Annotated in this window: 19 protein-coding genes; 8 read left to right on the top strand and 11 right to left on the bottom strand. The window is 55.2% G+C overall.

What is annotated here, in order from left to right; translation table 11 throughout:
- The first annotated feature begins 12 nt into the window (after positions 1–12).
- Positions 13–903 carry an aldo/keto reductase gene (locus tag JK176_RS13280; RefSeq protein ID WP_063904062.1) on the top strand — a complete coding sequence of 297 codons (891 nt, stop codon included), beginning with the start codon at positions 13–15 and terminating at the stop codon, positions 901–903.
- An 18-nt stretch (positions 904–921) separates the two neighbouring features.
- Here the strand turns inward: JK176_RS13280 and JK176_RS13275 are convergent, their stop codons facing one another.
- Positions 922–1,386, bottom strand: coding sequence for a nuclear transport factor 2 family protein (locus JK176_RS13275; RefSeq protein ID WP_063904063.1), 465 nt, complete (start codon positions 1,384–1,386; stop codon positions 922–924).
- Between the two features lie 108 nt (positions 1,387–1,494).
- On the opposite strand from JK176_RS13275, the gene JK176_RS13270 reads away from it, so the two are divergent.
- The gene (locus JK176_RS13270; protein WP_063904064.1) at positions 1,495–2,448 is read left to right on the top strand and encodes a GlxA family transcriptional regulator; all 954 of its coding nucleotides are present in this window, start codon (positions 1,495–1,497) and stop codon (positions 2,446–2,448) included.
- Positions 2,449–2,582: 134 nt separating this feature from the next.
- Here JK176_RS13270 and JK176_RS13265 read toward each other — a convergent pair whose 3' ends face one another.
- Positions 2,583–3,548: an alpha/beta hydrolase gene (locus tag JK176_RS13265; protein ID WP_077804065.1), complete on the bottom strand. Its 966-nt coding sequence runs from the start codon at positions 3,546–3,548 to the stop codon at positions 2,583–2,585.
- Positions 3,545–4,336, bottom strand: a complete 792-nt coding sequence (locus JK176_RS13260; RefSeq protein ID WP_346343832.1) for an MBL fold metallo-hydrolase — start codon at positions 4,334–4,336, stop codon at positions 3,545–3,547. The genes JK176_RS13265 and JK176_RS13260 overlap by 4 nt, the downstream gene beginning before the upstream one ends.
- A gap of 230 nt (positions 4,337–4,566) precedes the next feature.
- Between JK176_RS13260 and JK176_RS13255 the strand changes: the two genes are divergently transcribed.
- Positions 4,567–5,496 (top strand): LysR family transcriptional regulator, encoded by a 930-nt coding sequence (locus tag JK176_RS13255; RefSeq protein WP_211588221.1) that lies wholly within the window; start codon positions 4,567–4,569, stop codon positions 5,494–5,496.
- A gap of 156 nt (positions 5,497–5,652) precedes the next feature.
- Here the strand turns inward: JK176_RS13255 and JK176_RS13250 are convergent, their stop codons facing one another.
- The 3 genes from JK176_RS13250 to JK176_RS13240 are packed head-to-tail and all read right to left on the bottom strand — an operon-like array spanning position 5,653 to position 7,579.
- Positions 5,653–5,943 carry a ferredoxin family protein gene (locus JK176_RS13250; RefSeq protein ID WP_064275570.1) on the bottom strand — a complete coding sequence of 97 codons (291 nt, stop codon included), beginning with the start codon at positions 5,941–5,943 and terminating at the stop codon, positions 5,653–5,655.
- A 20-nt stretch (positions 5,944–5,963) separates the two neighbouring features.
- Positions 5,964–6,872 carry an SDR family oxidoreductase gene (locus JK176_RS13245; RefSeq protein ID WP_077804063.1) on the bottom strand — a complete coding sequence of 303 codons (909 nt, stop codon included), beginning with the start codon at positions 6,870–6,872 and terminating at the stop codon, positions 5,964–5,966.
- Entirely contained in the window at positions 6,869–7,579 is a 711-nt protein-coding gene (locus JK176_RS13240) for a TetR/AcrR family transcriptional regulator (RefSeq protein ID WP_077804062.1), read from the bottom strand. The genes JK176_RS13245 and JK176_RS13240 overlap by 4 nt, the downstream gene beginning before the upstream one ends.
- A gap of 215 nt (positions 7,580–7,794) precedes the next feature.
- Between JK176_RS13240 and JK176_RS15200 the strand changes: the two genes are divergently transcribed.
- From JK176_RS15200 to JK176_RS13225, 3 genes are all read left to right on the top strand, one after another.
- Positions 7,795–7,971 carry a transposase gene (locus JK176_RS15200; RefSeq protein WP_077804061.1) on the top strand — a complete coding sequence of 59 codons (177 nt, stop codon included), beginning with the start codon at positions 7,795–7,797 and terminating at the stop codon, positions 7,969–7,971.
- A 181-nt stretch (positions 7,972–8,152) separates the two neighbouring features.
- On the top strand, positions 8,153–9,001 hold the full coding sequence (locus JK176_RS13230) for an MOSC domain-containing protein (protein ID WP_063904071.1): 849 nt from the start codon (positions 8,153–8,155) through the stop codon (positions 8,999–9,001).
- A gap of 9 nt (positions 9,002–9,010) precedes the next feature.
- A complete protein-coding gene (locus JK176_RS13225; protein ID WP_063904072.1) occupies positions 9,011–9,313 on the top strand; it encodes a hypothetical protein in 303 nt (100 codons plus the stop codon).
- Positions 9,314–9,607: 294 nt separating this feature from the next.
- Here the strand turns inward: JK176_RS13225 and JK176_RS13220 are convergent, their stop codons facing one another.
- Genes JK176_RS13220 through folE form a run of 5 tightly spaced genes read right to left on the bottom strand, consistent with a single transcriptional unit; the run spans position 9,608 to position 13,734 of the window.
- A complete protein-coding gene (locus tag JK176_RS13220; protein WP_211565290.1) occupies positions 9,608–10,168 on the bottom strand; it encodes a DapH/DapD/GlmU-related protein in 561 nt (186 codons plus the stop codon).
- A 17-nt stretch (positions 10,169–10,185) separates the two neighbouring features.
- Positions 10,186–11,349: an S-(hydroxymethyl)glutathione dehydrogenase/class III alcohol dehydrogenase gene (locus JK176_RS13215; protein ID WP_211588220.1), complete on the bottom strand. Its 1,164-nt coding sequence runs from the start codon at positions 11,347–11,349 to the stop codon at positions 10,186–10,188.
- 36 nt (positions 11,350–11,385) lie between these two features.
- Complete coding sequence (zigA, locus tag JK176_RS13210) at positions 11,386–12,615, bottom strand: zinc metallochaperone GTPase ZigA (RefSeq protein WP_099287159.1); 1,230 nt, start codon at positions 12,613–12,615, stop codon at positions 11,386–11,388.
- Positions 12,616–12,628: 13 nt separating this feature from the next.
- Positions 12,629–13,135: a phosphoribosyl-AMP cyclohydrolase gene (gene hisI, locus JK176_RS13205; protein WP_149026849.1), complete on the bottom strand. Its 507-nt coding sequence runs from the start codon at positions 13,133–13,135 to the stop codon at positions 12,629–12,631.
- The gene (gene folE, locus JK176_RS13200; protein ID WP_233142725.1) at positions 13,135–13,734 is read right to left on the bottom strand and encodes a GTP cyclohydrolase I FolE; all 600 of its coding nucleotides are present in this window, start codon (positions 13,732–13,734) and stop codon (positions 13,135–13,137) included. Before folE ends, hisI begins: the two co-directional genes overlap by 1 nt.
- 93 nt (positions 13,735–13,827) lie before the next feature.
- On the opposite strand from folE, the gene JK176_RS13195 reads away from it, so the two are divergent.
- Positions 13,828–14,535 (top strand): DUF1826 domain-containing protein, encoded by a 708-nt coding sequence (locus JK176_RS13195; protein WP_077804055.1) that lies wholly within the window; start codon positions 13,828–13,830, stop codon positions 14,533–14,535.
- The gene (locus JK176_RS13190; protein ID WP_338030064.1) at positions 14,454–15,029 is read left to right on the top strand and encodes a Fur family transcriptional regulator; all 576 of its coding nucleotides are present in this window, start codon (positions 14,454–14,456) and stop codon (positions 15,027–15,029) included. The genes JK176_RS13195 and JK176_RS13190 overlap by 82 nt, the downstream gene beginning before the upstream one ends.
- Positions 15,030–15,057 lie beyond the last annotated feature (28 nt).

Here is a 15,057-nt window from a genome sequence, read left to right as displayed (position 1 = left end):
GAACCTAAACCCATGATCCAGTCCCCCTCTAACGCTTCGCGATCAGGCACATTCAGGATTGGCGGCGATCTCGGCATCAACCGGCTTGGTTTCGGTGCGATGCGCATCACTGGCCAGGGTATATGGGGACCGCCCGCCGATCACGACGAGGCCATCCGCACACTGAAGCGCCTCCCAGAACTCGGCGTCAATTTCATCGACACGGCGGATTCCTATGGTCCGGACGTCTCCGAATGGCTGATCAGGGAAGCTCTGCATCCCTATCCCAAAGGATTGGTCATCGCGACGAAAGGCGGCCTCACCCGATCCGGCCCCGACATCTGGAAACCGGTCGGACGGCCGGAATATCTATTGCAGCAGGTGCACAAAAGCCTGCGCAACCTCGGCGTCGAGCAGATTGATCTGTGGCAACTCCACCGGATCGATCCCAGAGTCCCGGCAGACGAACAGTTCGACGCGATCCGCTCCTTCATTGATCAGAAACTGATCCGTCATGCAGGACTGAGCGAGGTCTCTGTCGACAACATCAAAACAGCATCGAAATTCTTCGAGGTCGCGACCGTCCAGAACCGCTACAATCTCGTCGATCGCACCAGCGAGGACGTACTCGACTACTGCACGCAGCAGAACATCGGGTTCATCCCGTGGTTCCCTCTCGCCGCCGGCGACCTCGCCAGGCCGGGATCCATATTGGACACGATGGCGAAGAAATACGGCTCGCATCCAAGCCAGATTGCTCTTGCCTGGGTCCTGATGCGCAGCAAGGCGATGCTTCCGATCCCCGGCACGTCCAAGGTCGCCCATCTGGAACAGAATGTCGCGGCAGCCGACATCACCCTATCCGATGAAGACTTCGCGGCGCTGGACGCAGAAGGCCGCAAGGCGTTCCAGTCAACGCCTTAAGGAAGCGCGTCCGGACAGTTACAATCCCAGTGTCGAAAGACCGGGGTGACTGTCCGGACGCCGTCCCTCAGGCCAGCGGAACAGGCGGTCGGTCGCTGAAATGGGTTGGTCGTTGATTGACGCTGCGCGGTAACGCATCAACCCGTTTTCATCGAACTCCCAGTTTTCATTCCCATGAGACCTGAACCACTGCCCGGCCTGATCCTGCCACTCATAAGCAAAGCGGACCGCGATCCGGTTCTCCTGAAAAGCCCAGAGTTCCTTGATGAGGCGGTATTCCTGCTCGCGCTCCCATTTGCGCGTCAGGAACGCCACGATGTCCTCTCGTCCGTGGATGAATTCCAGGCGATTGCGCCACTGGCTATCGGTCGTATAGGCCTGCGCCACCGTTTCAGGATCCTGGCCATTCCAGGCATCTTCCGCGAGGCGGACTTTCTGAGCAGCCGTTTCAGCATTGAAGGGAGGCAATGGGGGTCGGGACATAGGGAATTCCGCCTCTGGTTCGGGGACGGATCACGAGTTGATCCGAGACCTGTCAGTGTTTTCCAAAAGAGCATTTGACGAAAGGACAACGATCCCTCATTTCAAGCCATGACCAGACAGATCGGTATTCTTCTCTATCCAGACTTCCAGTTGCTCGACGCTGCCGGAGTGACGGCAGCCTTCGAGCTTGCCGGAGGATTTGGGGCGGCTCCGTATGAGATGACGCCCCTGTCCCACCATGGTGGTCTGGTCCGGTCGTCTTCCGGGATGACGATCGAGACGGTTCCGCTCGCGGCGGCAGGGTCGTTCGATACGCTTATCGTTGTCGGAGGCGAAGGCCACAGGCAGGCTATGAGCTGCCCAGAATTACTGAACTTTATCAGGCATCAGGCCAGAAATGCGCGACGTATCTGCAGTGTGTGTACAGGGGCTTTCCTGCTGGCAGAAGCTGGCATGCTTGATGGCCGTCGTGTGACGACACACTGGCAACAAGCCCCGGCCATGGCAGCACAGTTCCCTAAAATCCGGGTTTCGGCAGATGCCATTCATATTCATGATGGCCTGATCTGGACATCTGCGGGGATCAGCGCTGGCATCGACATGGCGCTGGCGTTGATTGCCGAAGATCTTGGGGCCGATATTGCCCGTCGTACGGCGCAGCAAATGGTGGTGTTCTATCACCGTCCCGGAGGACAGTCCCAGTTCTCGGCACTCCTCGAGATGACGAGCCCTCAGGAACGCTTTGCCGAACTGTTGGGATGGATCCGGTCCAACCTGGAACAGCGCCTGACCGTGGATATTCTGGCCAGTCAGGCCGGCATGAGCCCCCGAAATTTTTCTCGCAGTTTCCGGGCAGCGGTGGGGATGAGCCCCGCAAAAGCAGTCGAACGACTGCGTCTCGAAGCCGCACGCGAGCAGGTGGAGAGATCTACCCTCCCCATTGAAGCCATCGCCGTCATGACAGGCTTTCATGATCCCGAACGGATGCGACGCGCCTTCCTGCGGGAGTTCCATCAGCCGCCTCAGGCTATCAGGCGAAATGCTGCGGCCGAGGCGACCTGAGAGTGCTCATTTTTCCTGGACGAGAAAGCAGCTCGTTTTGCAAGCAATCCCGACGAGATCCACTTCAATGATGGATCGCGTCTATCCCGCTAGAACAGGTCAAACACGCGGCAGATCAGGACACTTCCTAGAATTTAACCCTTTGAATGAGGGGCAGTCCGCAGGAAGATCAGAATTTCTTCAAGCACCTGCCATCGGTTCCTTTCCATAACCACCATATGCGTTCCTTCCCCAATCTCCGTCCAGCGACGATACGGGGCATTGAGAAAACGTGGAAACAGGTTTCCCATCTGCTGAGTAGTTACATCCAAATCCCACTCAGCATGAAGCAGAAGAACCGGGACCGTGATCTTTTCGGGACTGTAAAACGCCTTCCCTGCGGACCAGTAGTCACGCACATCCTGAATGACACCCGCAGGCGCCCGGATCACTCCATCCTGCTCTGCGGGATCGCTCGCAAGAATAACTGCGGCCCACTGTTCAAACCACCCTGCTGGCAGAATCTCTTCGCGTTTCTGCTCAGGTGCGCCTTCAAGCCAGCGCTGGCGAAATGCCTGAACATTAAAGCGGCGATAAGCAGGCACTGGACCACCCGGATCCAGACGAGAAACCCCGTCATTGATCCATTGCGGTGCAATCAGCGTTAATTTCTCCACCTTGTCATTGTGAGCAGCCGTATATGCGCCGGTAACCGTGCCACCCCAGGACATTCCGATCAGGCAAAGACGTGGGATGGCAAGCGTTGCGAGAAGATAGTCAACAGCAGTACTCAGATCGCGTACTGCTGTTTCGGTCCTGACCTGAGGCAGCGCAGCTTCAGGTGCACCTCCCATTCCATCAGGACGCGTTGATCCTCCGAAGCCCCGCACGTTGAGCGCATAAACGTCAAATCCTTCCCGCGAGAGAACATCCATGAATGCCCCCTCCCCAACAGGAACATCGAAAAGACTTTCTGCCGGCAACGTCGCGCCATGCATCAGCAAGATAGTGCGCTGTGAACCAAATATCTGGATGTCTGCACGTCGTTTATGGCGCAGATGAAGCGAGATATTGTCCGTATCACTCGGAATGAACAGGTTTTCCATAAGCAGATTTGTCATCTGGCGTCTCCTACATTTAGTTGCGCAAATTCCCATGCAAAACCTTCTGGACGACGCCTGACATATCCGGCACCCGTTTCCGCGAAATGACTGGTAAAGCAGAGACTCCCGCTTTCAGCCGCTTCTCCAAGAAACCACTGCCGCGAGCGCTCGGCAGGCTGAACGAATTCGCAGTAAACGGACCGCAGATCCGGACGATAAACCTGCAGAGGATGGTGCATGACATCTCCTGTAAACCACGCGTCTTCACCATCCGACCGCAGCCGGATCGAGGCATGATCGATGCTGTGCCCAGGGGTCGGATGAAAAGAGAAACCTGCAAGAAGATCTTGACCGTCGATGATAATCGCCTCTCCCAGCCCGGCTTCGATAACGGGGAGCATGCTGTCTGTATAGACACGTGGGAGTGGGCGATGGTCCGGGCGCCCTAAGATCTCTGGAGGTAGGTCTGGAGCAGGGTCAATACCGTCATTGCTGGCGCCGTATCGGGCCTCAATCACTGAGAAAACATGACGGGCTTTCGGAAAGGTCGGCACCCATTTTCCGTTGTGCAAACGCGTATTCCATCCAACATGATCGGCATGAATATGCGTATGCAGAACGGTATCAACCTGCTCCGGTTGTACGCCTGCGGCTGCAAGATGTTCGAGAAACGACGTATGCAGATGATCCAGTGCCGGTGCGGCAGGTAACGGCTTGTCGTTTCCTGTGGCGGTATCAACCAGGATATTGAGACCAGAAACCTGAACAAGCCACGCATGAGTTCCCTGCGCGAGCCCACCGGTCACGGGGTTAAATGATCCTGGCGTCAAATACGGACCGAATATTGCAAGTGCCTCAGCGTCGATATCCGGATACAGTTTGTGAGGGCGCGCGTTATCCCAATGAAGTTCGGGAATACACGTGACACGGGCGTCACCCACTTGAAAAGCTGCTGCCATGATTGACTCAATACGATTGTTTTACGTCGCATCAGACGTTAGGGTGCGCGCAAACATCATACAAATCGATTTGAAATATGAAACCCATTGATCATTTCGATCTTCGTTCCTTCGATCTCAATCTTCTGATTGCTTTCGACGCCCTCGTTTCAGAACGCAGCGTCACAAAGGCGGCACGACGCCTTCGCATTCAACAACCCGCAATGAGCCATGCACTCGCCACCCTCCGAATGTTACTGGACGATGATGTGCTCGTCAGAACCGGTGCTGTCATGCAACCGACCGCCAAAGCGTCAACCATGGCGTCACATGTTGCGGAGTTGTTAAGGCAGGCTCAGCACATCCTGATGTCTGAGGAACAATTTGATCCTGCGACGGAACAGCGCATCTTTCGTTTCGGCTTTTCGTCCGAACTTGAAGTCTTTCTGATGCCTAAACTGACGGCCTATTTGCAACGGCATGCACCTGGAATACGACTGCTGTCACGTGGATCTCCTCGGAGTGAGGTCTATACATTACTGGATACGGGGGCGCTGGATATCGCAGTTGGGTGTTTTGATTTCGGTTTGGAACGCCATTGTGGGGTATCGTTGTATGAGCAGTCTCTCGTCTGCTGCTTCAACCCGAAGCTGATCGATCCGGATGCTCCAATCACGGTTGAGCGTTATCTTGCATTGCCCCATGTTCTCATGACGCTGAAAGATGACATCCAGGGATGCCTGTCAGACGCACTGATGCAGATTGGTCAGGAACTCAACGTGGTCCTCGCTGCATCAGATTTTCTGACGGCACTTGCTGCCGCAGCAGCCGCCCCCGTTCTGGCTACGCTTCCCAGCCGGATCGCTCAGCAACATGCCGCGCATTTCGGTTTAACGATCCGTCCCGTTCCACTGAACTTGCGTATCCCGGCAGTATCGATGATCTGGTCAGCCCGGAGTGATCGTGATCCTGCCGCAGTATGGCTGCGCGATGCTGTCGCATCAGTATTGGGTAGTCATGTAAAGTGAGATTTTTAATGGGCGCTCAAAATAGCTATGACAGATAAATCTCTCCAGAAAGAGATAGGCTGTCATAGCTTCCCCAAAGCACGAGGAGTCATGACGACTTACATCAGCAGAAATTCTGATTATAGAAAAAAATGCGCAGTCATCTTTGTATGAACGTCAAATTTTTACCAATTTGATTGCGCGCTCAGGACATGCTTTCACACACAAACCACAAGCACGGCATTGATCAGCATGCGGGGTATAGGCGACCATCCCTCCGTGGACATAGCTCTTGATTTTGCCCACAAATGAAAGATCGCGATAATCGGACGGATCGATCTTGCGCACTTCAAACACGTCGTAAGGACATACGGCGACGCAGGCGTCTTTTCCCTCACAGCGATTAAAGTCTACGACCGGCATGACCCGTCCTGTTTGGCCGTCTTTCAGACATTTAGGTGTGATCATCGCTTTATTCCCTGACCCGCTCATTTCGCGCCTTGTTGTAAATGCCGACTTTGCCGCAGCTCCTGCGCGAACATCTCGAGCGTCGTTGTGGGCTTGCCCAGTTCCTGCCAGATTTTTTCGGCATAGAACGGATCTTCGTGATCCCCGAAATACGCAAACAAATGCGCGACGAACTTCATTTTCGGATTAAAAAGACCGATCATCCGCATGATCCAAAGTGGAGCCACGCGAATTTTAAGTGTCGGATCATAATTTCGGACAAACCGCTCCAGCGCCTGCCTGACGGAGATCGCTTCCGGCCCCTGTACGGGGCAATGTACAGGCATTGCCTCAGGATTCTGAAACGCCTCAATCACCCAGCGCGCATAATCGGCGGAGCTGATCCACCAGATTTTGATGTGTGTATTCCCGATCCACTGGAGCGCTCGACCGCTGATCATATTTGGGAGCAGGTCCATGAAATGGGTCGGCGCGAAAAACGTATGACGAATACCGGAATCCGCGATGATTTTGTGCCCTTCCATCCGAATAATATTGGGCACGATGTTATGTCTGATAGTGTTGAGCGCGGGAGGATAGGCGCCCAGAGCACCGATTTTAGCAATATAATTAATATTCAACCCTTTGATGGCGCTCATCAAGTTCCGCACACCCTCCCTCTCTTCGTAGAAGGGAAGCGTCAAATCCGCCGTGTCGGTCGCAAGGTTGAGATAGAGCGCATCCACCCCGTCGAGCGCCTTGTGCAACCCCGCAATGTCCCGCAGATCTGCCTGGGCGATTTCGACATTAGGCGGCAGTATCCTCCGAGCTTTGTCTGGCGAACGAACGATTGCCCTCACCTGAAAATGTTTTGCCAGTTCCGCTGCAACTGGCGCGCCAAGCCGCCCCGTTGCACCGATGACGCCTATAGTCCTGATCGGTTCCATCATATTTTCTGATCCATTGATATAATGATCATCTTGAGTTTTTTCGGGTCGTAATGCCGGTCTATGACGGCGTTCTGGAGGCCGAGCCCGCGCAACAGAAACCGGATAGTGTTCTCGACCAGCTTGTCTCGTGTGATGCCGTATTCAACGACCGTGATGTCGGGCAGGCTGATGAGATGCAAAGTATTCGCTAGATGATGGACGAACCATATCTCTGCATGACCGATATGAATGCCAGATTCGACGTCTCCCGCGTCTTGAGCCGCCCTGAATGATTGCGAAAAAACGCTGACCCACGGCTTTACATGCTGGTCGAGGAACGCCTTTGCGAACTGGCCATCGCCAAGCAGGCTGGCCGTCACAAGGCGTTTGGTGTCTTCGTGAGACTGCGCATCGCCAATACCGGGAAACACTGCGTGCACGAGTATGGCGACACCCATGACCAGTGTTTCAGTTGAAGGCGTCACCTCGGCGAGAATACGGCTGCCAACTGCATTCGCTTCAACGCAGTGAGTTTCAAGCGCCGCATAAAGCACGTCCTTGCTGGTAAAGTGCCGATAAAGCAAAGCTTCGGAAACACCAGCGGCTCTGGCGATTTCCTTGGTCGTCGCACCGTCCCGACCGAGCCGGGCGAAAATGGGAGCTGCAGCGGACAGGATGGCCTGCTTGCGGTCAGTCGCGGACAATCTGGAACGGCGTGAGGTCGGCATGGGTTCTCCTTACGGAAGCAAGGTAAGTGAACGCTCACTTATATTCAAGCGCTTATTCCATTTTTCCGTATAAGATCAGGCTCGGGCGGGCATCGACGGCTTGAGAGTCTGTTTGGAAAATCGGTCTGATGTGATTCAAGCCTTGGATGTCGACGTCAGAACAGAGGGGCCGAGTGGCCAGGATCAGTTAGAAAAAGAAACACTATCCGTTTGAAATGCCAGGACTTGATCGTATTCTGGCAACAGAAGCCTCTGCCATGGCCGGACTTGCACCAATGGCTCATGACAATGGCGTGATGCATAGAAAACGTGTCATTTCAAGGGGAGGAAGATTTCTCCGTCAGCCCCTGTTTCAGGCAGGATTGGCAACTGCGTGCCATAAACCCTTCTGAAAGATGTTTCCAAACCCATGAAACAATCGGGTAAACCACACAAACTGGTGATCGTCGCTATCGTACGGCGTCTCATTGCAATCACCAATACAGTCCTCAAAACAAGGCTGCCATGACGTATTAGATCCGCCGCTCCAACATAGTTTCTAACATCTGAAATTTCCTCGCGAGATTATGAAAAATGACCAGATCGGTTCCGTTTATCTCCCGCATTCTGATCTTTCCGATTAAATCATTGGATCCGGTGGAAGTCACAAATGCGCGGGTTCTTACTAGCGGGGCCTTGGCAGACGACCGGTGCTGGGCTCTATTTGACGCACAGGGGCGTGTGGTTAACGGCAAGAACCACGCAGAGATTCATCGCATCCGCGCTGGTTTCGATCTTGATAAACGGACCGTAAGCCTACGAGATGACTCTGGTCGAGGTCTGCCTACTGTTCTGTTCAATCTTGATGGCACTGCAAGACCAATAGAGGCATGGCTAAGTCGGTTTTTCGGTTTTCCAGTCCACCTTCGGGCGGATACCACTACGGGACATCCTGATGATACGGATTCGCCTGGTCCGACTATCATCAGCGTTGCGACGCTAGAGACGATTGGAATATGGTTCGGGTTGCCAGTCGAGCAAGTTCGGGCCCGCTTTCGGACCAATATCGAGATCGGGGGCGTCCCGGCTTTTTGGGAAGATGCACTGTTCGGAGGACTTGGAGACGAAGTCGAGTTTCACCTTGGTGGCACAGAGTGGTTGGGAATAAACCCCTGTCAGCGTTGTGTCGTGCCGTCTCGCGATCCGCTAACTGGTCAGAGAGACAATGCTTTTGCCCGCCGCTTCGCAGAGTACAGGCGCCGGACGCAGCCGGCATGGTCTAATCCCGCGCGCTTTAATCATTTTTTTCGTGTAGCGATCAATACTCGGTCTGCACGCACCGGCGTTAACACAAGGATCGCACTGAACGATATCGTTACAACGTATAACAATGCAGCGGCATGCACGGCGTTGGAAGAAAACAAACGCCCCGCAGGATTCTGAGCGGGCACCATGTATATCATTCACGTGCGAGCCGAAACGCCAGATATCCGTTCGTTCAGACGACGCCCGCTGGTAGGTGAACGGCTTCCCTTCCGTTTTATAGCCGATCATCATATGCGTATTTGCGGCCCAGTTGCTATGGTCGCCGCGGCGCTTGTATTGTGTGATGAACTCGGGACTTCACCTGAACGGATCGCCTGTGAATCGTTCGGCGGCGTTCTGTCGCACGGAGATAACCTGCCGGACACCAAGGAATATCCGATCAGCTTCTCGCTATCGGGCACAACCTACACTGCAAAGTCAAGCTCATAAAAGGCACCATCACAACCGGTTGCGAAGTCGGTCTATCGGCGGCAGACAAGAAGGCGGGCTACATCCTGGCGTGTCAGGCAAAACCTCGTGGGCCACTGCTCATGGTACGATAGTGTCCACTTAGCAGATGATCGCCAGATATGCGGTTCCAACTGGATTTCCTGGCGCCCGTGGTGTTCACCGAACCGACAAACCGGAGGGCTCTAAAAACCCTCCGGTTTTTCCAGGAGAATAAGGTCCCCATTCAGCCAAAATTGGTTCGTACCTCTTTAATTGCGTCCCTTGACGGAAGTTTTAAAGTTGATTGGCTATACGTCGATAGGAGTGTGCCAGACTAACATTCATCTCCGCGACGCTCTCAGAAAATGCCGTCGCATCCTGAGTGACCTGCGTAATCGTCAATAGATCTGTATTCGAATGAATTGTTGTCGTGGACGGAATATAAAACTGCTCCGGCAAGACGCAGTCTTCGACAACGGAGTTATGCCTTACCACGCAACCCCGTTCGACCGTGCAGTTGAAGATCACGGAATTGAAGCCAATGAATACCTCGTCTCCAACAATGCAAGGACCGTGGATGATCGAGCGATGGGCGATTGATGTGCGCGATCCGATTGTCACAGCCGCGCCATCTTTTGAGTGGATGACCACACCGTCTTGAATGTTCGATCCACTCCCGATCCGGATGGGCTCGACATGGCCGTTTTCATCGGCTTCATCGGCGCGAATAACGGCATAGGGACCGATGAAGACATCGTCCTCGACAATCACATGACCGCACAGGATCGCGGTCGGGTCGACAAAGGCGCTTTCAGAAACTACGGGAAAATCACCACGTGGATTAGGTCTCAGCATAGCCACGTTTCGTCTCCTTAAAGATCGGTCAGAATTTTGCCGGGCAGGTTATTCGACAGGGTTTCGCCTGGCTGATAGTGCATGACAGAACGAATGGCCTCTCCCCGATGCAGAAGGTCAAATGCCGTATTGATCCGATCATGAGTCATGTTGTGGGTGATGTAAGGGTCAACGCTAAACTTCCCCGCTAGCCATTCATCGACCATACCGGGTAACTGCGAACGCCCTTTTACCCCCCCAAAGGCCGTGCCCCGCCAGACCCGTCCCGTGATCAGCTGGAAAGGCCGCGTCGAGATCTCCTCGCCAGCCCCAGCGACACCGATGACTGTGCATTCACCCCAGCCTTTATGGCAACACTCAAGGGCCGCTCGCATGACATCGACCCGACCGATCGCCTCAAAGGAATAATCCACGCCGCCACCCGTCATCTCCACGATAACTTTCTGGATTGGATCGGTATGATCGGTCGGATTGACGAGATCGGTCGCCCCCAGATTTCGGGCCAGCAGGAACTTCGCCGGATTGGTGTCGATGCCGATGATCCTTGCAGCACCGGCCATGACAGCCCCCTGAATGACGGCCATGCCGATCGCACCGAGACCAAAGACGGCCACAGTCGATCCCGCTTCCACTTTCGCGGCGTTCCGCACGGCTCCCATACCTGTCGGGACGGCGCACCCCATGACGCTGGCTTTCGCAAGCGGCGCCTCTTTGGTGATCTTCGCCACGGCAATTTCGGGCAGCACGGTGTACTCGCTGAACGTGCTGGTGCCCATGTAATGAAAGATCTGGCGGCCCTTATATGAAAAACGGCTGGTGCCGTCTGGCATCAGACCGAGCGCCTGTGTCTCGCGGATAGTCGAGCAGAGATTGGTTCTGCCCGAACGGATCATCGGGCAGTTCGGGTCTTCGGGAATATAGAGCGGAATGACATGATCACCCGGAGCGACAGAGGTAACACCTTTACCCACATCCTCGACGATCCCCACCCCCTCGTGACCAAGAATACATGGAAAACGTCCTTCCGGATCATGTCCCGACAGGGTAAACATATCCGTATGACACAGGCTCGTGGTCACGATACGGACCAGAACCTCGCCGTCTTTCGGGCCTTCGAGATCAACCAGATCGATCTCAAGCGGCATGTTAGGTTCCCACGCAATTGCAGCTCGGGTTTTCATGAAAATATTCCTCAATAATAGCGTGTGGTAATTCGTTCAGGCCGACTCAAGGCTTTCCGACTGGCGACGCCAAAGCGGAAAGGGATCAGGGAGGCGTGCATAGCGTGACGGCTCAAAAGGGGTGTCTCCGAGATCTGGAACAAGACAGGCATCAAGTTCCTGCCGAAGTCCGGATTCATCCATATCTCCATTGCCGATGAAGACGATTTCCTGACGACGGTCGCCGAAGACCGGATCCCAGTTTCCCAATACGAAGTCCCGCCACTGATCAGTATCCGGCCACTGATTTTTCGGGATCGCCGTCCACCACAGCCCCAGCGCCTCGCTCCGCACAAGGGCTCCGGCCTGACTCATTTCGCCTACCCAGTCCGGGCGCGTGGCCAGCCAGAAATGACCTTTGGCGCGCACGACACCCGGCCAGTTCCGGTCAAGAAAGGCCTGGAATTCCGCTGGTTGGAACGGACGGCGCGCACGATAGACAAAATTACGGATGCCATATTCGTCTGTTTCAGGAACATGGCTGGAAAAGCCGTAAAGTTCCTTGAACCACAACGGATGCTGATGTGCCTTGTCGTAATCGAAACGGCCTGTATTCAGGATCCGCTCAACAGGAACAGACCCCATGTCGGTCTCGATGATATCAGCGTCCGAATTCAACGCACGAATGATCTGCCTCGCCGCATCAACCTGATCCGATGTAGCGGTGGAGACTTTGTTGATCACCACGACATCCGCAAACTCGATCTGCTGGACGAGCAGATCGACCAGGGCACGCTCGTCGTCCTCCCCGGCCGTTTCACCCCGATCCTTCAGGAAATCGCTGGAAGAATAATCGCGCAGGAGATTGACCGCATCAACGACCGTCACCATCGTATCCAGCCGTGCGATATCGCTCAGGCTGACGCCACTCTCGTCACGAAACTCAAACGTTGCGGCTACGGGCAGCGGTTCCGCAATGCCTGTAGATTCAATGAGCAGATAATCGAATTTCCGCTCCTCTGCGAGCCTCCGTACTTCCTGCAACAAATCGTCGCGGAGCGTGCAGCAAATGCAGCCATTGGTCATTTCAACCAACTTTTCATCGGTACGCGACAGATTGCTGCCGCCCTCGCGCACCAGAGCGGCGTCAATGTTGACCTCGCTCATATCATTCACGATGACCGCGACCTTATAGCCCTGGCGGTTATTCAGTACGTGATTGAGCAAGGTCGTCTTTCCCGCGCCAAGAAAGCCGGACAGCACGGTAACGGGAAGTTGGTCATCCATGGGGATTTTTCCTCTAAAGCTTTGTCGGGTTTGGGGCGTCGCCATAGACGGCGAGCGGATCGAATATTTTGTGCGTTTCGCAAAAGAGGAGTGCTGCCGATGATGACGGAAGGCCTTCCTCAGAAGTGAGATCAACACGCCGATAAAAACAGCTTCGATAACCCACATGGCAGTTCGCTCCTGTGCCCGCAGTGTGAACGCGCAGCCAGATCGCGTCCTGATCGTCGTCGATCCGCATTTCGAGGACATGCTGGACCAGCCCGCTCGTGGCGCCCTTTCGCCAGAGACACTGACGGCTCCGGCTCCAGTAATGCGCCTCACGGGTTGCGATAGTGCGTGCGAGCGCCTCTGCGTTCATGACGCCAACCATCATGACATCACCGCTTTCTGCGTCCGTTGTGACCACGGTCAGCAGTCCGCTGGCGTCGAAACGTGGGGCGAGATCGCTCCCCTCCTCGACCTGCTCAATTGAGACGCGCGACCCAAATGCCGTGGACACAGAAGATACAGTTGTGCCCATCACACGCCACCCATTCCCGCCATAGTGAAGAACTGGCGCCGCAGAGATTCCGACGTCTCGAACTCGCCCAGCAGGCGGCTGGTCACCATACTCACGCCTGGCTTATGTACTCCGCGTGTGGTCATGCACTGGTGAGCCGCGTCGATCACGACCGCGACGCCACGCGGTTGAAGCACGCCCTGGATTGTATCCGCGATCTGGGCCGTCAGTTTTTCCTGGATCTGTAGACGATGGGCGAAGACGTCCACGAGACGCGCCAGCTTGCTGATGCCAACTACCCGCTTGTCGGGCAGATACGCCACATGCGCCTTACCGATCAGCGGAATGATATGATGCTCGCAATGGGATTCCAGACGGATATCGCGTAGCACCACCATCTCGTTGTAGTTACCGCTCTCTTCGAAGGTCCGCTCCAGAAGAGCGACCGGGTCGTCATGATATCCCTCGAAAAACTCCTCATAGGCCCGCACCACGCGGTCAGGCGTACCGGCAAGCCCCTCGCGATCAGGATCATCACCGGTCCAGGCGAGCAGGGTTCGCACCGCCTCTTCCGCCTGAGCCCGGGTCGGCCGGGTTCTCACTTGCCGTGGAACGTCCATCAGTGTGTCCATTGAAGTTTATCTGCTATTGACTATGTTATGTTATAACGTAACCATAAAGACGTTCGCCACCTATCGTCAAGCTCGGGAACCATGCCCCCTCCCTCACAGCAACATTCTGTCTCGACGGATATGACTCCACCCGCGCGCGCGCCGAAGGAAAGTCTCGGCGCCATGCTATTCATTGAGAGCTGGCCCGCGCCAACAATCGACCCACCGGAAAACAGTACTCTGGGCCGTCTTGCACCGCATGTGGTCGCCTGTGCCCACGCGACAGTCGTGATGGATCTGCAGCGACCGGATGTCGATATGGTCGTGTGGGGGCGCCGGATTCCGGCAACATGGGAAGGAACTCTCACAAACTGCTCACAAGCCCCATCTGCTCTCACTCTCGCCGGCACACCTTCGGAAATCGCAGATTCCCTTGTAAACCCGGCTTTACATCAGGACTGGTCTCCCCTCATCCTGACTGATGTCAGGGACTTGTCCGCACTGTTCGGTGCGCTGACAGGAGGCGTCCGGCAGCACATCCAGCTAATAACGCCATCCCGTGGGGAGACTGCGTTCGAGTTGCCCCCCGATGCACTTCGGCTGATCTGCGCCTATGGAAGCGCTGGACCAGAGTGGTGCGGCAGCCAAAATCCAAAGAGTGGTATTGTCAGTACCCTGACACCGTTCGCAGTAGTGTTCATTAAAGGGGCGGCTGAAGGCAAACTCGGATGCCTTCATCGTCTCCCGGCAAATATCGCAAACGGTGCAAGGCCTGGGCCGGTCCTCGTGATGGATACAATTTCCCGATGATAGAGCGTGTCATGCCGCCGTCTCGCGACGCACGTCAAGGTTGCGATGCCTTCAAAAGGCGGACCACGTCTTTACGGAATGATGTACTCGACGTGCTGACGAAGGCAAACGTCCCACTTTCGGCTTACGACATCCTACGGTGTGTCAGTCATTCGAATTGCCCGCGGATTGCTCCGACTACAATTTACCGGGCTCTCGGAAAGCTGATTGCCAGCGGGTTAGTGGGACGGCTCGAAAGTCGAAATGCCTTCGTGCGGATCTGGGCAAACGATCCCTCTCACCTCGTCTACTGTATCTGCGATCGATGTGGTGCCGCGCAAGCGGTGGAAAATACGCTATCCTGTCAATTGATCGACGCTGCGGCCGAGACCCTTGGATTTCAGGTCCGGCATCGGGTCATCGAAGTTCAGGGCGTCTGCGCACGATGCAGCGTCTGCCCGTCTTTCTTGCCGACACAACAAAAGCACAAGCTTCCGACACGCGCGCCCAAATGAACCGCGCCCCCTCGCCGCTCTTCTCCGT

It is taken from the genome of Gluconobacter sp. Dm-73 (genome assembly GCF_018256215.1).
Classification (GTDB): Bacteria; Pseudomonadota; Alphaproteobacteria; order Acetobacterales; family Acetobacteraceae; genus Gluconobacter; species Gluconobacter cadivus.
This window is presented reverse-complemented; position numbering and strand designations above follow the sequence as displayed.